The 18,194-nt window shown below is 71.3% G+C and carries 20 protein-coding genes; 16 read left to right on the top strand and 4 right to left on the bottom strand.

What is annotated here, in order from left to right; all coding sequences use genetic code 11:
• The first annotated feature begins 6 nt into the window (after positions 1-6).
• The 6 genes from DFH01_RS12020 to DFH01_RS11995 are packed head-to-tail and all read left to right on the top strand — an operon-like array spanning position 7 to position 6,494.
• Positions 7-1,167 carry a trans-sulfuration enzyme family protein gene (locus DFH01_RS12020; RefSeq protein WP_109870655.1) on the top strand — a complete coding sequence of 387 codons (1,161 nt, stop codon included), beginning with the start codon at positions 7-9 and terminating at the stop codon, positions 1,165-1,167.
• Positions 1,168-1,200: 33 nt separating this feature from the next.
• Complete coding sequence (gene hutU, locus DFH01_RS12015) at positions 1,201-2,877, top strand: urocanate hydratase (RefSeq protein ID WP_109870654.1); 1,677 nt, start codon at positions 1,201-1,203, stop codon at positions 2,875-2,877.
• Complete coding sequence (hutH, locus tag DFH01_RS12010) at positions 2,874-4,379, top strand: histidine ammonia-lyase (RefSeq protein WP_109870653.1); 1,506 nt, start codon at positions 2,874-2,876, stop codon at positions 4,377-4,379. Before hutU ends, hutH begins: the two co-directional genes overlap by 4 nt.
• A complete protein-coding gene (locus DFH01_RS12005) occupies positions 4,376-4,885 on the top strand; it encodes a GNAT family N-acetyltransferase (RefSeq protein WP_199231210.1) in 510 nt (169 codons plus the stop codon). The genes hutH and DFH01_RS12005 overlap by 4 nt, the downstream gene beginning before the upstream one ends.
• Entirely contained in the window at positions 4,882-6,078 is a 1,197-nt protein-coding gene (gene hutI / locus DFH01_RS12000) for an imidazolonepropionase (RefSeq protein ID WP_109870652.1), read from the top strand. Before DFH01_RS12005 ends, hutI begins: the two co-directional genes overlap by 4 nt.
• On the top strand, positions 6,075-6,494 hold the full coding sequence (locus DFH01_RS11995) for a PaaI family thioesterase (protein ID WP_109870651.1): 420 nt from the start codon (positions 6,075-6,077) through the stop codon (positions 6,492-6,494). Before hutI ends, DFH01_RS11995 begins: the two co-directional genes overlap by 4 nt.
• A 6-nt stretch (positions 6,495-6,500) precedes the next feature.
• Here the strand turns inward: DFH01_RS11995 and DFH01_RS11990 are convergent, their stop codons facing one another.
• Complete coding sequence (locus DFH01_RS11990) at positions 6,501-6,956, bottom strand: PilZ domain-containing protein (RefSeq protein WP_109870650.1); 456 nt, start codon at positions 6,954-6,956, stop codon at positions 6,501-6,503.
• Between the two features lie 186 nt (positions 6,957-7,142).
• On the opposite strand from DFH01_RS11990, the gene DFH01_RS11985 reads away from it, so the two are divergent.
• Both DFH01_RS11985 and DFH01_RS11980 read left to right on the top strand, forming a co-directional pair.
• Positions 7,143-7,832 (top strand): CBS domain-containing protein, encoded by a 690-nt coding sequence (locus DFH01_RS11985; protein ID WP_109870649.1) that lies wholly within the window; start codon positions 7,143-7,145, stop codon positions 7,830-7,832.
• A gap of 320 nt (positions 7,833-8,152) precedes the next feature.
• Entirely contained in the window at positions 8,153-8,371 is a 219-nt protein-coding gene (locus DFH01_RS11980) for a DUF465 domain-containing protein (protein WP_109870648.1), read from the top strand.
• Here DFH01_RS11980 and DFH01_RS11975 read toward each other — a convergent pair whose 3' ends face one another.
• Together DFH01_RS11975 and DFH01_RS11970 are read right to left on the bottom strand one after the other, a co-directional pair.
• Positions 8,372-9,271, bottom strand: a complete 900-nt coding sequence (locus DFH01_RS11975) for a DMT family transporter (RefSeq protein ID WP_109870647.1) — start codon at positions 9,269-9,271, stop codon at positions 8,372-8,374.
• A 40-nt stretch (positions 9,272-9,311) separates the two neighbouring features.
• Positions 9,312-9,824 carry a cysteine dioxygenase family protein gene (locus DFH01_RS11970; RefSeq protein WP_109870646.1) on the bottom strand — a complete coding sequence of 171 codons (513 nt, stop codon included), beginning with the start codon at positions 9,822-9,824 and terminating at the stop codon, positions 9,312-9,314.
• A 217-nt stretch (positions 9,825-10,041) separates the two neighbouring features.
• On the opposite strand from DFH01_RS11970, the gene DFH01_RS11965 reads away from it, so the two are divergent.
• The 6 genes from DFH01_RS11965 (at position 10,042) to DFH01_RS11940 (ending at position 15,155) form a co-directional block, all read left to right on the top strand.
• Positions 10,042-10,998: a Bug family tripartite tricarboxylate transporter substrate binding protein gene (locus DFH01_RS11965; protein ID WP_109870645.1), complete on the top strand. Its 957-nt coding sequence runs from the start codon at positions 10,042-10,044 to the stop codon at positions 10,996-10,998.
• Entirely contained in the window at positions 10,995-11,705 is a 711-nt protein-coding gene (locus DFH01_RS11960) for a carboxymuconolactone decarboxylase family protein (protein WP_109870644.1), read from the top strand. Before DFH01_RS11965 ends, DFH01_RS11960 begins: the two co-directional genes overlap by 4 nt.
• Positions 11,706-11,843: 138 nt before the next feature.
• The gene (gene dctP, locus DFH01_RS11955; RefSeq protein WP_109870643.1) at positions 11,844-12,887 is read left to right on the top strand and encodes a TRAP transporter substrate-binding protein DctP; all 1,044 of its coding nucleotides are present in this window, start codon (positions 11,844-11,846) and stop codon (positions 12,885-12,887) included.
• Between the two features lie 54 nt (positions 12,888-12,941).
• Positions 12,942-13,457, top strand: coding sequence for a TRAP transporter small permease (locus tag DFH01_RS11950; protein ID WP_109870642.1), 516 nt, complete (start codon positions 12,942-12,944; stop codon positions 13,455-13,457).
• Between the two features lie 4 nt (positions 13,458-13,461).
• On the top strand, positions 13,462-14,757 hold the full coding sequence (locus DFH01_RS11945) for a TRAP transporter large permease (protein ID WP_109870641.1): 1,296 nt from the start codon (positions 13,462-13,464) through the stop codon (positions 14,755-14,757).
• Positions 14,758-14,807: 50 nt separating this feature from the next.
• Complete coding sequence (locus DFH01_RS11940) at positions 14,808-15,155, top strand: HPF/RaiA family ribosome-associated protein (protein ID WP_109870844.1); 348 nt, start codon at positions 14,808-14,810, stop codon at positions 15,153-15,155.
• A gap of 23 nt (positions 15,156-15,178) precedes the next feature.
• Here DFH01_RS11940 and DFH01_RS11935 read toward each other — a convergent pair whose 3' ends face one another.
• Positions 15,179-16,648 (bottom strand): sulfatase family protein, encoded by a 1,470-nt coding sequence (locus DFH01_RS11935; protein WP_109870640.1) that lies wholly within the window; start codon positions 16,646-16,648, stop codon positions 15,179-15,181.
• A gap of 112 nt (positions 16,649-16,760) precedes the next feature.
• Here DFH01_RS11935 and DFH01_RS11930 point away from each other — a divergent pair, with 112 nt between their 5' ends.
• Complete coding sequence (locus DFH01_RS11930; protein ID WP_109870639.1) at positions 16,761-17,711, top strand: SPFH domain-containing protein; 951 nt, start codon at positions 16,761-16,763, stop codon at positions 17,709-17,711.
• On the top strand, positions 17,696-18,136 hold the full coding sequence (locus tag DFH01_RS11925) for an NfeD family protein (RefSeq protein ID WP_109870638.1): 441 nt from the start codon (positions 17,696-17,698) through the stop codon (positions 18,134-18,136). Before DFH01_RS11930 ends, DFH01_RS11925 begins: the two co-directional genes overlap by 16 nt.
• Positions 18,137-18,194 lie beyond the last annotated feature (58 nt).

Genomic DNA, 18,194 nt, shown 5'->3' with positions numbered 1-18,194 from the left:
AATGGCATGGACCCGAAGGCCGGCAGGACCTGGACGGCGCGCACCCTGGCTGCGCAGGCCATGGGCAAGGTGGACGAGGCGACGCGCGCCGTGGTGCCCCCGATCCATGTGACCACCACCTTCCTCCGCGACCCGGACAACCAGTATCGCAGCGGGAACATCTACGGCCGCGCCGACAACGAGACGGTGCGCGAGGCCGAGGCGGTGATCGCCATGCTGGAGGACGCGCCGGCGGCGATGCTGCTCGGCTCCGGCATGTCGGCGGCGACGGCGGTGTTTCTCGCGCTGTCGCCGGGCGACCATGTGGTGGCGCCCAACGTGATGTATTGGGCGCTGCGCAACTGGCTGCTGACGGATGGCACGCGCTGGGGCCTTCGGGTGACGCTGGTGGACATGACCGACCTGGAGGCGCTGCGTGGCGCCGTGCGGCCGGGCGAGACGATGCTGGTCTGGGCGGAGACGCCGGCCAACCCGCTCTGGTCCATCACCGACATCGCCGCCGCCGCGCGGATCGCGCATGAGGCCGGCGCGCTGCTGGCTGTGGATTCCACCTGCGCAACGCCATTGCTGACGCGGCCCATAGAGCATGGCGCCGACATCGTGATGCATGCGGCGACCAAGTATCTGAACGGCCATTCCGACGTGGTGGCCGGCGCGCTGGCGACCGCGCGCAAGGACGAGATGTGGGACCGCATCCGGCGGAACCGCGCGATGCTCGGCCAGATCCTGGGCCCGCTCGAGGCCTTTCTTCTGTTGCGCGGCATGCGCACCCTGCCCTTGCGCGTGCCCGCGGCCTGCGCCTCCGCGATGCAACTCGCCGAACGCTTCGCGGTGCATCCCGCGGTGGCCGAGGTGCTCTATCCCGGCCTGCCGGGCCATCCCGGCCACGCCATCGCAAAGCGCCAGATGCAGGGCGGCTTCGGCGGCATGCTGAGCATCCGGGTCCGCGGCGGTGCGCCGCACGCCATCGGCACCGCGGCGCGTGTCGAGCTGTGGAAGCGGGCCACCTCCCTCGGCGGGGTGGAGAGCCTGATCGAGCATCGCGCCTCGATCGAGGGCGCCGGCTCACCCTGCCCGGACGACCTGCTGCGCCTGTCCACCGGCATCGAGGATCCCGCGGACCTCTACGCCGACCTCGACCGCGCGCTGCGCGCGGCGAATGCGTGACGACTGCCGGCTTCACGCTGTAGCCTGCCCGCCATGACCGACGCCGCACGCTTCCGCAACGCCCCCGCGATCCGCGCCCCGCGCGGCCTCGACATCACCTGCCGCCAATGGACCACCGAGGCGGCGATGCGGATGCTGATGAACAACCTCGACGACGAGGTCGCCGAGAAGCCCGGTGAGCTGGTGGTCTATGGCGGCATCGGCCGCGCCGCGCGCGACTGGCAGAGCTACGAGACGATCCTGTCGGTGCTGAAGCGGCTCGACGAGGAGCACACGCTGCTGGTGCAGTCCGGCAAGCCCGTCGGCGTGTTTCGCACCCATGCCGATGCGCCGCGTGTCCTGATCGCGAATTCCAACCTCGTGCCGCGCTGGGCGAGCTGGGAGCATTTCTCCGAGCTCGATCGCAAGGGGCTGATGATGTACGGCCAGATGACGGCCGGTTCCTGGATCTACATCGGCAGCCAGGGCATCGTGCAGGGCACCTACGAGACCTTCGTGGAGGCCGGGCGGCAGCATTTCGGCGGCGACCTGCGCGGACGCTGGATCCTGACCGGCGGGCTCGGCGGCATGGGCGGGGCGCAGCCGCTGGCGGGCGTCTTCGCCGGCGCCTGCGTGCTGGCGGTGGAGTGCCAGCCTTCCCGCATCGAGAAGCGGCTGGAGACGAAGTATCTGGATCACCGCGCGGATGATCTCGACACCGCGCTCGCGATGATCCGCAAGGCCTGCGACGAGAAGCGCGCGATCAGCGTCGGCCTGCTGGGCAACGCCGCCGACATCTTCCCAGAACTGGTGAAGCGCGGCGTGGTGCCCGACATCGTCACCGACCAGACCAGCGCGCATGACCCTGTGAACGGGTATCTCCCCGCCGGCTGGACGCTGTCGGAATGGGAGACGAAGCGGGAGAGCGATCCGGCCGCCGTCGCCGCCGCCGCGAAGCACAGCATGGTCGCGCATGTGCAGGCGATGCTCGATTTCCAGAAGATGGGCAGCGCCGTGCTCGACTACGGCAACAACATCCGGCAGATGGCGAAGGACGAGGGGCTGCAAAACGCCTTCGACTTCCCGGGCTTCGTGCCGGCCTATATCCGCCCGCTCTTCTGCCGCGGCATCGGCCCCTTCCGCTGGGCCGCGCTCTCCGGCGACCCCGAGGACATCCGCAAGACCGACGACAAGGTGCGGGAGCTGATACCCGACGATCCGCACCTGCACCAGTGGCTCGACATGGCGCGCGCGCGCATCGCCTTCCAGGGACTGCCGGCGCGCATCTGCTGGGTGGGACTCGGCCTGCGCGACAAGCTTGGCCTCGCCTTCAACGAGATGGTGGCGCGGGGCGAGATCGGGCCGATCGTGATCGGGCGCGATCACCTGGATTCTGGCTCCGTGGCAAGCCCAAACCGCGAGACGGAGGCGATGCTGGATGGCTCCGACGCCGTTTCCGACTGGCCGCTGCTGAACGCGCTGCTCAATACGGCGAGTGGCGCCACCTGGGTTTCGCTGCATCACGGCGGCGGCGTGGGGATGGGGTTCAGCCAGCATTCCGGCATGGTGATCGTCTGCGACGGCTCGGAGGCCGCATCGCGGAGGCTGGCCCGCGTGCTGTGGAACGATCCCGCGACAGGCGTGATGCGCCACGCGGATGCGGGCTATGACATCGCGAAGGACTGCGCGCGGCAATACGGGCTCGACTTGCCGATGCTGGGCACACGATGATCACCCCCGGCGCCGCCAAACTGCACGACCTCCGCGACATCCTGGACGGCGGCGCACTCGCGCTCGATCCCGCCTGGCGCGGCGTCGTGCGCGACAGTGCCGACGGGCTCGCGCGGCGGCTGGCGACGGGCGTGGCGCTCTATGGCGTGAATACGGGCTTCGGCAAGCTCGCCTCCACGCGCATTCCGCCAGACAGGCTCGCGCAGCTCCAGCTCAACCTGCTGCGCAGCCATGCGGCCGGGACCGGGCCGTTCCTGCCGGCGCCGGTGGTGCGGCTGATCCTGGCGCTGAAGGCGATGTCGCTGGCGCGCGGCGCATCCGGCGTGCGGCCCGAGGTGGTGGACGCGCTGCTCGCGCTGCTGGCGAAGGATGTGCTGCCCGCCATCCCGTCGAAGGGTTCCGTCGGCGCTTCGGGCGATCTCGCGCCGCTCGCGCATCTGTCGCTCGTGCTGATCGGCGAAGGCGAGGCCTTCCTCGGCGGGCGCCTGGTCGGAGGGGCGGAGGCGCTCACCGCTTCCGGGCTCGCGCCGCTCGATCTCGCGCCGAAGGAAGGGCTTGCGCTGCTCAACGGCACGCAGGTCAGCACGGCGATCGCGCTCACCGGGCTGTTCGCGGCGGAGGATCTGCTGAAGACGGCGCTCGTCGCCGGCGCGATGAGCGTGGATGCGGCGCGCGGCTCCGACACGCCCTTCGATCCGCGCATCCACGAGCTGCGCGGCCAGCCCGGCCAGATCGCCTGTGCCGCCGCGCTGCGCGCGCTGCTCGCCGGCAGTGCCATCCGCGACAGCCATCGGGTGGACGATCCGCGCGTGCAGGATCCCTATTCGCTGCGCTGCCAGCCGCAGGTCGCCGGCGCCTGCCTCGACCTGCTGCGCAACGCCGCCGCGACCCTGCTGCGCGAAGCCAATGCCGTCACCGACAATCCGCTGGTCGTCGGCGAGGGCGAGGTGCTCTCGGGCGGCAATTTCCACGCCGAGCCCGTCGCCTTCGCAGCCGACACCATCGCCCTCGCCCTGGCCGAGCTCGGCGCGATCAGCGAAAGGCGGCTCGCGCTGCTGACCGATCCTGCCCTGAATTCCGGCCTGCCTGCCTTCCTCGTCGCGGATTCCGGCGTGAATTCCGGCTTCATGATCGCGCAGGTCACAGCGGCCGCGCTGGTGGCGGAGAACCGTGCGCTCGCCACGCCACGCAGCGTGGACAGCCTGCCGACCAGCGCCAACCAGGAAGACCATGTCAGCATGGCGACCGGCGCCGCGCTGCGCCTGGCCACCATGGCGGAGAACCTCGCCGTGATCCTCGGCATCGAGCTGCTGGCCGCGGCGCAGGGCGTGGAGTTCCACCGCCCGCTGCGCAGTTCGCCGCCGCTGGAGGAGGCGCATGCCGCGCTGCGCGCCGTCGCGGCGCGCTGGGACGAGGACCGCACCATGGCGCCGGACATCGAGGCCGCGAAGCGCCTGGTCGAGCACGGTGCCTTCGCCCGTCTGGTGGACCTGCCGGCGTGAATGGCCTGGCCCTGGCGAGGGCGCATGCGGACGACCTCGCCTACGTCATGCAGACCGAGCGCATCCCGGCCTATGCGCAGCTCGTCGGCCAATGGACTGAAGAGCGGCACCTTGCCGCGATGGCGGATGGGCGGCACGCGTATTTCATCGCGCGGCGCGGAGATGCCCCCGTCGGTTTCGCGATCCTGCGCGACTGGGCCTCGCCCGAGCACGCGACGCTGCTGAAGCGCATCGTGGTCGGCGAGGCCGGCCGCGGCGACGGGGCGGCGCTGCTGCGCGCGGTGATGGACGCGGTGTTCGGGCAGACCGCGGTGCACCGGCTGTGGCTCGGCGTCTATCCCGAGAACGTCCGGGCCCGGCGCGCCTATGCGTCGGCGGGCTTCGTGGAGGAGGGCGTGATGCGCGGCAGCGCTTTCTTCCACGGCGCCTACCGCGACGAGGTGATGATGTCCGTGCTCCGGCCCGATTGGAGCCGCCTGCGCGGCGCGACAGGGGACCAGCGATGAGCTTCGACCGGGTCTGGACCGACGCCCATCTCTGCACGATGCAGGGCAATGGCCTCGGCGTGATCGAGGATGGCGCGGTCGCCGCGAAGGACGGCCGCATCGCCTGGGTCGGAAAGCGCGCCGACCTGCCGGCCGGCGCCGCCGAGACCACGCGCTGCGACGGCGCATGGATCCTGCCGGGGCTGGTCGATTGCCACACGCACCTCGTCTTCGCCGGCGACCGCGCCCGCGAATTCGAGATGCGGCTGGAAGGCGCGAGCTACGAGGCCATCGCCAAGGCCGGCGGCGGCATCCTCTCCACCGTGCGCGCGACGCGAGAGGCGAGCGAGGATGCGCTGGTCGCCGCCGCCCTGCCCCGTCTGGATGCGCTGCTGGCCGAAGGGGTCACGACCATCGAGGTGAAGTCGGGCTACGGGCTCGACCTCGAGACGGAGGCGCGGATGCTGCGGGCGGCGCGGCGGGTCGGCGCGGCCCGCGATGTCTCGCTCGTCACCGCCTGCCTCGCCGCTCATGCGATCCCGCCGGAATATGCCGGCCGCCGCGCGGACTACGCGCGTCACGTTGCGGACGCGATCATACCCGCCATCGCGGCCGAGGGCCTGGCCGATGCGGTGGATGCCTTCACCGACAGCGCCATCGGCTTCACGCCGGAGGAGACCGCCTGGGTCTTCGACGCGGCGCGACGTGCGGGGCTGCCGGTGAAACTGCATGCCGACCAGCTGCGCGACGACGAAGGCGCGGCACTGGCGGCGCGCTACGGCGCGCTCTCGGCCGACCACATCGAGTATGCGAACGCCGACGGCATCGCGGCCATGGCGAGGGCCTGCACGGTCGGCGTGCTGCTGCCGGGCGCCTACTACTTCATCCGCGAGACGCACCTGCCCGACATCGCCGCGATGCGCGCCGCCGGCCTCAGGATCGCCCTGGCGACCGATCTCAACCCCGGCTCCTCGCCGGCGCTGTCGCTGCTGCTGATGCTCAACCTGGGCTGCACCCTGTTCCGCCTGACGGTCGTTGAGGCGCTGCGCGGCGTCACGGTGAACGCCGCGGCGGCGCTGGGGCTCACCGATCGCGGCACGCTCGCCCCTGGCCAGCGCTGCGACCTGGCGCTCTACGCCATCTCCCGCCCCGCGGAGCTCTGCTACTGGATCGGCCGGAATGCCTGTGTCGGCCGGGTGGTCGCCGGCGCATGAGCCTGACGGTTGCGGAGATGCAGGCGCTGGTGCGCGAAGGCGTGCCGCTCGCCGGCGCCTGGGGCGTGGAGGTGCTCGGCTTCGCGGATGGGGAGGCGACGCTCCGCTTGCCGCATCGCGAGGACCTGCTGCGCCCGGGCGGCACGGTTTCCGGCCCCGCGCTGATGGGGCTGGCAGATGTGGCGATGTGGGTGGCGCTGCTCTCGCTGACCGGCGGGAAGGACGAGAGCCTGACCGCGAACCTCGCCATCACCTTCCTGCGCCCGCCGGCGCCGCGCGCGGTGATCGCGGAGGCCCGGGTGATCCGGAAGGGCCGCACCCTGTCCTATGGCGAGGTGATGCTGCGCTCGGAGGGCGAGGCCGCGCCCTGCGCGCATGTGACGACGAGCTGGGCGGCCGCCCGGCGCGGCGTGTAGTCCGGCTCAGCTTGCCGCGATGGCGGCGGCGCGGAGTGCGCCGGCCAGGCGCGCCCGCGCCGCCTCGACATCCTCCAGCGCCTGCTCCAAGGCGGGATCGGCGAAGAAGGCAGCCGTCCGCAGCTGGCGGAGTGCCGCGTCGGTGCGGCCTTCCTGCAGCATCTCATGGACGGACCAGATGCGCTCGGCGATCGGCCCGCGCCCGGTGGCGCTGTCCGGCGTGAACTCCAGCCCGGCATCGGATCCGCGGCTCCAGCGATGGACGGCCGGGATGCTGATCCCGCCCTCCAGCCGCAGGACCAGCCGCTCGGGCAAGGCGACGGGTGCCGACATCTGCACGCGGACGCCAGCCTCGGAGCTGTCGAGGATGAAGCAGTCATAGAGCGCCGCGCCGCAAGCGAGCTGGGCGCGCTTGAGGACGCTGCTGCGCTGCTGGCGGCGACGCTCCAGGCCTAGTGTCATATGGGGCATCCGGGCGATCCGGGGATCGGCGACATGGGCGCACACTGCAGCAGAAATAATTACAATGCAAGAGCAAATTACCCTTAATGCGACAATGCACGCAAAAGCAGCCGCCCCTTCCCGCGTTCTTGCGAAGCGGGGAGAACTTCGCCATCTCGATACATAACCAGACCGAGGAGGATGGCGATGCGCGCCCGAGACCTGATGACCCGCGACCCGATCACGCTGCCGCCGGACACGCCGCTGCCCCTCGTGGCCCGCATCCTCGCGGAACGCGGCATTTCGGGCGCACCGGTGGTCGATGCGGATGGGCGGCTGCTCGGCATGGTAACCGAGAGCGACCTGATCCGACGCCTCGCCGCGCCGGAGGACGCGCCGCGAAGCTGGCTGGTTGAGTTCTTCACGCCGGCGGGCCGCCAGGCCGCGCGCTACGCCCGCACCCATGGCCAGACGGCGCGCGACGTGATGACCACCGGCCTGGTCACCGCCACGGAGGACACGCCGATCGGCGTCATCGCCCAGGCCCTCGAGGAGCGCGGCATCCGGCGCGTGCCCGTCGTACGGGACGGCCGGCTCGTCGGCGTCGTCGCGCGTGCCGACCTGATCCGCGCGCTGATGGCGCCGGAGGGCAGCCTGGCCGAGGACGCGCCGGACGAGCGCATCCGCCGCCAGCTCGGGGAAGCGATGCGAGGGCAGCCCTGGGTGGACGCCTTCTTCATCTACCCCGAGGTCACGGACGGGGTGGTCTCCTTCCGCGGCTATTGCCGCAACGATGAGGTGAAGCGCGCGCTGCGCGTCCTGGCCGAGACAATCCCGGGCGTGAAGGGCGTCGAGGTGATGGTGGAGAAGCCGCCCCTCCCGGTGGCAACGGGCTGATCCGGGCGGCTTTCATCCACACAACCATCGCGTGCAGAATGAACCGCGTCCGGTTTGTCAACCCCGAACGTCAGCGCATTGCATACCAGCCCGGGACCAGGGCTACGAAATGCAGCAAAGACGGGCGGTTGGCTGACCGAGGTGCGAATTTGTGAAATTGACGACTCGGAGGTGGATACAATCAGCGATTGGACTTGAACCGCGACTCGGCCTGTAGGATTGTGTGGATAAGGGGGGCAACCCGGATTTCGGTCGCGGCGGCGACCGCCGGGCACAACCCTGGGGAGCAGTCCGCCTCGCGGGCGGGAAGTGGAGGCGACATGGACGGAGCCCTACCCGGCTCGCGCCTGATCGGGCGCCTGACCGAGCAGCAGGCCGATCTCGACCGCATGATCGCCGCCGAGCAATCCCGCCCGGCGCCGGACGAGTTGGTGGTCCGGCGGCTGATGCGTGAACGCATGCTGGCACGCGACCGGCTGGCTGCGCTGACCGGCTCCGGCACGCCCGCCTGGGCAAGGCAGGGCATCGGCGCCAAGTGATCAGCGCGGCGCCTGTCGGCGGCCGGTGAACAGCACGGCCACCAGCATCGCGCCCACGGCCATCACCACCCCGGCCAGCTTCGCCGCGCCCAGCGGCTCCCGCAGCACCAGCACGGACAGGATAACCGCCATCACCGGAACCAGTGCGGTGAGGCAGGCGGTGCGCGTCGCGCCCATGAGCTCGCCCGCCCGCGCATAGAGCGTCGTCGCCAGCGCCGACGCGATCAGGCCCTGCGCCGCCATCTGCAGCAGCGCCATCTCCAACGGCAGGTTCGGCACCGCGCCGCCGCCCAGCGCCAGCCAGGGCGGCAGCAGGATCAGCGCCGAGAGGCCGCAGAGCGCGGCGTTCCCCGCCAGCGCAGGCACCTGCCAGCGGCGCAGCAGCAGCGTGAAGGCCGCCCAGACCGTGCCGGCCGCCACCAGGATCAGGTCGCCCCGCCACGCGCCGGGATGCGCGCCGGCCACGCCGTCCCTGCCGATCAGCAGCACGCCGGCCACAAGCACGCCGATCGCCAGCATCCGCCCGCGAGTCGGCCATTCCCGCAGCAGCGGAATGCCCAGCACCGCGCCCATCACCGCGGCAGTGATCGGCGCCACGGTGCCGCCATGGCTGGCCGGCGCGTGCACGAGCCCCCAGCCGAACAGCAGCGCATTCCCCGCCCCACCCGTCGCCGCCAGCGCCAGCAGCCGCGGCAGGCCGATGCGGGCCAGTTCGTGCCGGGCGCGCCAGGCGAAGGGCGCCAGCACGAGCCCGGCCGCGAGGTAGCGGAGGCTGGCGAGGTCGAGCGGGGAGTAGCCGGCCAGGGTGCCGCTGCGCATAACCACGGCCTGCGCGCCCCAGGCGAATGCGGCCGCCAGGCCGAAGCCCAGGCCGATCAGGGTGTTTCGCGAAGGGACCACGCCGCCGGATGTAGCCGCCCGGCGCTCCGACGCGAACCGCTCAGGCGGCGAAGACCTCGTTCACGCTGTCGCCAAAGCGGTCATAGCCGACGCCGTAGCAGTGCACGGACAGGGCCTTGCCGCAGCCGAGATTGGCAAGGCGATGGATCAGAAGCGGATCGGCGGGGCCGTGATTCGTGGCCCCCGGCGCCAGCAGCTTCGTGGCACTCGGCACCGGCGGGTTGCCGGGTGTGTAGTAGCTCTCCGTCAGCACGCCGCTGTGGACCCCGAAGGCGCACCAGGTGCGGTGGGCATGCACGGGCGACATCTGCCCGGGGCGCCAGACCAGCGCGACCACCGCGTAGCCGCCGTCAGGATCGCTGTGCAGCAGGTGGCGGACATAGCGGTCCGGGCAGCAGGGGCAGTCGCGGCCGTCCAGCAGGTCCGCGCGGGTGACGAAGGCGCCGATGGCCTCGGCCACCGCCTTGTCCCTGTCGGGCAGGGGCCGCCGCGCGGCCTGCGCGATCTCGGCCAGCATCGTCTCGAGCGCGGTGCGCGGGCGGATATAGGTCATCGCAGCGAAGCCATCCCTCTGCGGCAGCAAGATGCCGAAAACTCTTGTCCCGATCAACGGGAAAAGGGGAGCGATTGCTCTCATTCTGGCTGAATGGGGGTGAATCATCCCTCAAGGACGACGGTCGGGGAAAGCCACGCCCCGCCTGCCCTGCCCCGGGCTGGACCGGCCGGCCGGGCTTGGGCAGGCTGCGCCCGAACCAGGGAGGGATTCCGCCATGCGCCGCCGCAGCCTGCTCGCCGCCATCGCCCTTGCGCCGCTGGCGCGGCCGGCCTTCGCCCAGGCATGGCCGGCGCGGCCGCTGACCATCGTCGTCCCCTTCCCGCCCGGCGGCACCGCCGACCTGCTCGGCCGCCTCGCCGCGCGCGAGATCGAGCAGCGCATCGGCCAGGCCGTGGTGGTGGAGAACCGCGCGGGCGCGGGCGGGGCGGTCGGCTCCCTCGCCGTCGCCCGCGGTGCGCCGGACGGCTACACGCTGATCCTGTCGAACATCGCGAGCCAGGCGATCGGCCCGGCGGTGAACACCAACATCACCTACGACAGCGTGAAGGACTTCCGGCATGTCGCGCTGATCGCGGCGGTGCCGAGCGCGGTCGCCGTCTCCGCCGCCGGCCCCTTCAACAGCCTGCAGGACCTGCTGGCACGGGCGAAGGCGCAGCCGGGCGCGGTGCGCTTCGGCTCCACCGGCGTCGGCACCTCCTCCCATGTGAAGCTCGAACTGCTGAAGCGCGCGGCGGGGGTGGACATCACGCATGTGCCCTATCGCGGCAGCGCGCCGGCGGTGACGGACGTGATCGCGGGCAATGTCGAGGGGCTGATCGCGGCGGTGCCCGACATCGGCAACAACGACCGGCTGCGCCTGCTCGCGGTCACCACCGCGGAGCGCGCCGCGCGCTGGCCGCAGGTGCCGAGCGTCGCGGAGCTCGGCTTCCCGACGCTGGTCGCCTCCAACTGGTTCGGCCTGTCCGGCCCGGCGGGGATGCCGGCCGAGGCTGCGGCGAAGGTGAACGCCGCGCTCGTCGAGGGGCTCAACACGCCTTCCACGGTGGAGCGGCTCGCGGTGCTCGGCGCCGCGCCGAACCGCATGTCGCCCGCGGACTACTCGGCGATGGTCGCCAGCGAGGTGCCGCGCTGGGCCGAGATCGCGCGCAGCGCGAACATCACCGCGCAATGAGCGACGAGACGGCGGCCGAGCTGGAGGCGCGGCTCGCCGCCGTGCGCGCCAAGCGCGGCTATCTGCTGCCGCATCACGGGCTGATGGCGCTGGCCTTCCCGAAGCTGCTGGAGGGCTATGACGCGGCCTACACGGCGCTGGCGCTGGACGACCGCGTCCTCTCGCATCACGACCGCGAATTCGTCTGGCTCGCCGTGCTGTCGGCGACGGATGAGCGTGTCGCGACGCATCACATCCAGAAATTCCGCGATGCGGGCGGGACGGATGCGGGGATCGGCGCCGCCTTCGCCGCGGCGGCGCTGGCGATCGGCGCCGAGGCCTTCGACTTCGCCGCGCGGGACTGGGCGCGGCAGCTTGCGCCCTTCGATCCCGGTGCTGCCTACCTCGCCGCGCTGCGCCGGGTCGCGCCGGACGCGCCGATGCGGCTGGTGCATCTGGCGGGCCTCGCGGTGCAGGTCTGCCGGGCGCGCTGGCGTCCCTTCGGCTGGCATCTCGAAGCGGCCTATGCCGATGCCGTGCCCGAGGAGGAGATGGCCGAGGCGATCAGCCTGGCGATGTTCCCGGGCTCGGTGCCGTATTTCGTGGAGGCCTGCGCCGAGTGGCGGCGCCTCATCCAGGAAGGCCGCCTGCCGGCCAGCCCGCGCTTCCAGGCCTGGGCGCGGATGACCGGCCAGGGCGGGCATGACGAGGCGTCTGCGGCTCGATGACCGGAGGGGCTTCAGACCCGGAGGTCTGAATCGGTCCGCCTGGGAAGCGACCACTACCCCTTGCCCGGACGCGGGACCCGCGGCCATGCTGCGCCGCAAGCCGGCATCCGCGGCGAACTGTTTGGGAGGAACACCGACATGACCATGCGCCTGACGCGTCGCGCGGCGCTGCTCGCCGCCGCGGCCGCCCCGCTCGCGATCCCGCAGCGCGTGCGCGCCCAGCAGCAGTACAAGCCCGAATACAAGCTCTCGGTCGTCGGCAACCGGCCGATCCCGCTCTCCGAGGGCGCGTTCCAGTGGGCAGACATGGTCACCCAGCGCAGCGGCGGGAAGATCAACCTGAAGGTCTATCCGGGCAGCCAGCTGGTCGGCGGCGACCAGACCCGCGAGCTGGTGGCGATGCGCCAGGGCGTGGTCGAATTCGCGGTCTTCTCCACCATCAACATCTCGCCGCAGATCCGCGAGATGAACCTGTTCTCCCTGCCCTGGCTGCTGAACGACCATCGCGGCTTCGACGCGATCATCAACGGCCCGATCGGCGAGGAGCTGTTCGCGACCGTCGCGCGGCGCGACGTGGTGCCGGTGGCCTGGGGCGAGAACGGCTTCCGCGAGATCTCCAATTCCCGCCGCCCGATCCGCACGCCGGAGGACATGCGCGGCCTCAAGATCCGCTTCGCCGCCGGCGCCATCTTCAGCGAGATCTTCACCGCGATGGGCGCCAACCCCGTGCAGATGTCCTTCGCGGACCTGCAGCCGGCGCTTTCGACCGGCGCGGTGGACGGGCAGGAGAACCCGATCAACCTGTTCCTCGCCTTCCGCATGGACACGCTGGCGCAGAAGCAGCTGACGATCTGGAACTACGTGGCCGATGCCGGCCTGTTCGTGGTGGCGAAGCAGGTGATGGACAGCTTCTCCCCGGCCGACCGCACGCTGATCATGGATTGCGCGAGGGATGCGGCGAAGGCGCAGATCGCAGCCAGCCGCAAGGGCATCGGCATCGACGGCGACCGCTCCTCGATCGAGGAGATGGTCCGGCGCGGGGTCACGGTGACCACGCTCGACAACGATCAGAAGGCGGCCTTCGGACGGGTGACGCGCCCGGTCTACGACAAGTGGGCGCAGACGGTCGGCACCGACCTGGTGCGCCGCGCCGAGGCCGCTGTGCGCGGCGCACGCGCCTGATCCCTTCCTGACGCGGGCGGCGCTGCGCCGCCCGCCCCTTCCGGGACATCCGCCATGTCGGAGCACGCCGATCTCCAGGCCCCGGGCCTCAAGCTCGGGGAAGCGCCGCCGCGCATTCCCGTGACCATCGAAGGGGCGGTCGGCGCTCTGATCATGGGCGTGCTCGCGCTCATCACCTTCGGCAACGTGGTGGTGCGCTACTTCACCAACGTCTCCTTCGCCTTCACCGAGGAATACTCGGTGGCGCTGATGGTGGTGATGACCTTCGTCGGCGCCGCGGCCGCCTTCGGCGCCGACCGGCACATCCGCATGACCTTCTTCACCGAGCGGCTGGCGCCCCGGAACGCCCGGCGGGTCGAGATCCTCGTGCTGCTCACCTGTCTCTTCGTGTTCGGCGCCGTGGCCTGGCTCGGCGCCTGGTACACCTGGGACGAATACCGCTTCGAGGTGCTGACGCCGGGCCTCGGCGTGCCGTCCTGGTACTACACCGTCTGGATGCCGCTGCTCTCTGTCGTGATCTGCCTGCGCATCCTCGGCCGGATGTGGCGCGTGCTGCGGGTGGGGCTCTAGGACCGTGGCCCTCGAAGGCTCGCTGATCCTTCTCGGCGTCTTCTTCATCCTGCTGTTCCTGGGCGTGCCGATCGGCGTCTCGCTCGGCGTCTCGGGCTTCCTCGTGATCGCCATCGAGGGGCTCGGCGTGATGGCGCTGCCCACCAACATCTGGACCGGCATCGCCAAGTATCCGCTGCTGGCGCTGCCGATGTTCGTCCTCGCTGGGCTGGTGTTCGAGCGTGCGGGCGTCGCGATACGCCTGGTGAACTTCGCCGCCGCGCTGGTCGGGCGGCGCACCGGCGCGCTGGCGATCGTCGCCGTGCTGGTCTGCATGGTGCTGGGCGGCATCAGCGGATCGGGTGCGGCGGATGCCGCGGCCGTCGCCGCGGTGATGCTGCCGGCGATGCTGCGGCAGGGCTATCCGCGCCCCTATGCCGCCAGCCTGATCGCCGCCGCGGGCTCGACCGCCGTGCTGATCCCGCCCTCGATCCCCTTTATCGTCTATGCGGTGCTGGTGCCCGGCGTCTCGGTGCCGGCGCTGTTCGTGGGCGGGCTGATCCCCGGCGTGCTGGCCGGGCTCGCGCTGCTGATCCCGGCGGTGCTGCTCGCGCGCATCCACGGCTTCGGCCTGCCCGATTTCAGCGACGACCGCCCGCCGCTCTGGAAGAGCTTCAAGGAGGCGATCTGGGGCCTGCTGGCGCCGGTGGTCATCCTGGGCGGCCTGCGCTCCGGCGCCTTCACCCCGACCGAGGCCGCGGTGGTCGCGGTCTTCTACGGCCTGTTCGTGGGCGTCTTCGTCTATCGCGTGCTGCGGCCGCGCGACGTGTACGCGGTGCTGCGCGACGGGGCGGAGATCAGCGCGGTGGTGCTGATCATCGTCGCGCTGGCCAGCATCTTCGCCCATGCCGGCGCGACCGTCGGCGCCTTCGATGCGCTGGCGCGCTTTCTGGTGGGGCTGACCGGCAACGAGATCCTGATGCTGATGATGATCACGCTGCTGGTCCTGGTGGCCGGCATGCTGATCGACGCCATCTCCATTTTCCTGGTCTTCCTGCCGGTGCTGCTGCCCATCGCGCGGCAGTTCGACTGGGACCTGACATGGTTCGGCATCGTGCTGACCATGAACGTGGCGATCGGCGCCTTCACGCCGCCCATGGCGGTGAACCTGATGGTCACCTGCAAGGTTGCGGGCTGTTCCATCGAATCCACCGTGCCCTGGGTGGTGTGGTTCGTGCTGGCGATGCTCAGCGCGCTGCTGCTGGTGACCTTCGTGCCGGAACTGGCGCTGTTCCTGCCGCGGCTGCTGGGCGACCTGTAGGCCCTCAACCGCGGGCAGGCGGCTGCGTTGGAATGCGGAAGGAGACGATCATGCGCATCCAGATCAACACCCACGACACCGCCGGCGACGACGACTTCACCGGCCGCGTGGAGGCCGCGGTGGGCGCGGGGCTCGAGCGTTTCGCCGCGCATCTGACGCGCGTCGAGGTGCATCTCGGCGACGTCAACGCCGGCAAGCACGGCCCCGCCGACAAGCGCTGCATGATCGAGGCGCGGCCGACCCACCACCAGCCCGTGGCGGTCACCCACCAGGCGGCGACCATTCCGCTGGCCATCGACGGCGCGCTCGAGAAGGCGCGGCGGGCGCTGGACAAAGCGCTGGCCTCCCGCACGGACCACAAGGGCGCGCCATCCTTGCGCGACAACGACCTGCGCTGAGACGACCGGTCGAGAGAAGAGGCTCAGCTCCAGGCGGGGCGGACCCCGGGCGGCGGCGAATAGGGCAGGTCGCCGCGCGCCATCACCGCCTCGCGCCCGCCATTCGCCGCCAGGATCTCGGCCTGCCGGGCCTTCACGGCCGCGTCCAGCGTGGCGACCTCCTCGCCGAGCGTCTCGCGCAGCTTCAGCTCCAGCAGCGTCTCGTCCATCGTCGCGGCCGGGTCGCCCGCGAGGTCGCGCAGCTCCTCCGGGTCGGCGGCGAGGTCGAACAGCTGCGGCCGGTAGGTGACGTAGCGAACGTATTTCCACCGCCCGTCGCGCAGCATGTAGGCCGCTTCGCGCGAGCCGCTGGCGTGATACTCGCTGATCACGCGCCGCCCGGCATCCAGCCCCTGCGCGATGTCGAAGAGCGAGGTCGAGCCGGGCGGCGGCGCCTCCGCGCAGCCCACCGCGTCGAGCACGGTGGCGTAGACGTCCGTCAGGCTCACCGGCGTCGCGCAGGTGGCGCCTTCCGGCACGCCGGCACCGGCCAGGATCATCGGCACGCCGACCGCTTCCTCGTACATCACCGACTTTCCCCAGAGGCCGCGCGCGCCGACATTGTCGCCGTGGTCGGAGCTGTAGAGGACGCGGGTGTTCGCGCCGAGCCCGCTCTCCTGCAGCGCCGCCAGGATCTTGCCCACCTGCTCGTCCATGAAGGACACCAGGCCGTAGTAGCCGGCCATCATGCGCTGCGTCGTCGCCTGGTCCTTCACCGCGGCATCGTAGGGAACGATCGCCGCATAGTCCCGCACGAAGGGATGCGTCGGCCGCTCGGTCTTCTCGTAGAGCTTCGGCATGCCCACGACCTCGGGCGGGTAGCGGTAGAAATGCTCGGGCGGCGCGGTGAGCGGGAAGTGAGGCGTCACCAGGGAGACGAACAGGCACCAGGGCTTTTCCGCCGGCTGCTTCGCCTTCTCCCGCAGCCAGATCTGCGCGGCGGCACAGATGTCGCGGTCATAGCGGGTGTAGTCGCTCTCGCCCGGGCCCGCGGCCTTCGACATCTTGGCCGCACCCTGGCGCGGCGGCGCCGTCTCGTCGCGGATCAACGCGAGCAGGTCGCCCTTGCCGTCCACGACATGCATCGGGATTTTTTCTTCCGTGAAGCCGTGGTCGTCACCGGGCAGGCCGCGGAAATGCAGCTTGCCGATCGAGACCACCTCATGCCCCGACTCGCGCAGCGCGTGATGCCAGGACCGCACCTGGCCGTCATAGGGATCGGCATTGTCGAAGTAGCGGCCCATCGCATGCAGGTTCCGCCCGGTCGCCAGCGCGGCGCGGGCCGGCACGCAGATCGGTGAGGGCGTGTAGGCCGCGGTGAAGCGCGTGCCGCGCGCGGCGAGCGCATCCAGGTTCGGCGTCTGGACGAAGGGATGCCCGGCGCAGCCCAGCGCCTTCGGGCTGTGCTCGTCGGACAGGATGAACAGCAGGTTCTGCTTCGGCCCGGCCGCCACGATCGCTCCTCCCCGCCACGGACGCGCTGCGATGCTGGCGGCGATCAGGCGCGCGGAAAAGAGGGGGCTGCGCTACTGTTGCGCGAACGGCAGGGAGGCTCCGAGTCGCCGCATGGATGAATTCCCGCTCGCGACCATCGTGCTGGTCGCGCTCGTCCTGCTTGCCGTCGTCACGGTCGCGCAGGGCATCCGCACCGTGCCGCAGGGCGAGGTGTGGTCGGTGGAGCGCTTCGGCGCCTTCACGCGGCTGCTGCAGCCCGGCCTGAACCTCATCATTCCCTATGTGGATCGCATCGGCCGCCGCCTCAACGTGCAGGAGGTGGTGCTGGACATCCCCGAGCAGGCGGTGATCACGCGCGACAACGCGACGGTCGCCACCGACGGGATCGTCTATTACCGCGTGATGGACCCGGCCAAGGCCGCCTATGCCGTGCAGGACCTTGCCCTGGCGCTGACGAGCCTGGCGATGACAAACATCCGCGCGGTGGTGGGCGAGATGGACCTGGACGCGACGCTGTCGGGCCGCGACCGCATCAACACCTCCCTGCTCAACATCCTGGACGGCGCGACCGAGCCCTGGGGCGTGAAGGTCAGCCGCGTCGAGATCCGCAAGATCGAGCCGCCGGACAACCTGGTTCGCGCGATGAATCTGCAGATGACCGCCGAGCGCGAGCGCCGCGCCACCGTGGCGCGGGCCGAGGGCGAGAAGCAGGCGCTGGTGCTGGCCGCGGAAGGCCGGCGCGACGCAGCGATGCGCGACGCCGAGGCGCGCGAGCGGCTGGCCCAGGCGGAGGCGAACGCGACCCGCATGGTGGCGGAGGCGGCGGCAGGGTCCGGCGGCGACGCGCTGCGCTACTTCGTCGCCGAGAAATACGTCCGCGCCTTCGAGGCGATCGCGGCCAACCCGACATCGCGCCTGGTGATCGTGCCGATGGAGAGCTCGGCGCTGGCCGGCGGCGTCGTGCAGGCCATGGAACTGCTGCGCGGGCCGGCCGCGGGCGATGGCCCGGGTGCCGCGCCGCCACCGGCCACGGCGAGTGGGAATCCATGGACCCGGGGCTGATCTGGATCCTGGTCGGACTCGCGCTGCTCGCGGCGGAACTGCTGCTGCCGGGCGTCTATCTGCTCTGGACGGGTATCGCGGCGATCGGCACCGGGCTTGCGCTGCTGCTCTTTGCGCCCGGCTTCGCGGGAGCGGTGCTGGTGTTCCTGGTGCTACTCGCCGCCGGCATCGGCCTCTCGCTGAAGGTGCGGCCGCGCGGCGGGCCCTCGCACCGGGTGAACGCCCCGGAAGCCGGGCTCGCCGGGCGCCATGCCGTCGTCGTGTCCACGGAGGCGGGCGGGCTGCGCGTGCGGCTCGGCGACAGCGACTGGCCGGCGCGCCTGCCGCGCGGGGTCGAGATGCCCGAGCCCGGCACGCTGGTGCGGGTGGAGGCGGTGGACGGGACGCTGCTGGTGGTCCGCCCGGAGGCGCCTCGGGCGGCTTGATGCAACGCCGCAAGCCGGCCTAGCCTCTCCGCCAAGCGCGCCGGGCCGAACCGGCGGC

Origin of the sequence: Falsiroseomonas bella, assembly GCF_003173615.1 — a bacterium.
GTDB classification, from domain to species: Bacteria; Pseudomonadota; Alphaproteobacteria; order Acetobacterales; family Acetobacteraceae; genus Falsiroseomonas; species Falsiroseomonas bella.
This window is presented reverse-complemented; position numbering and strand designations above follow the sequence as displayed.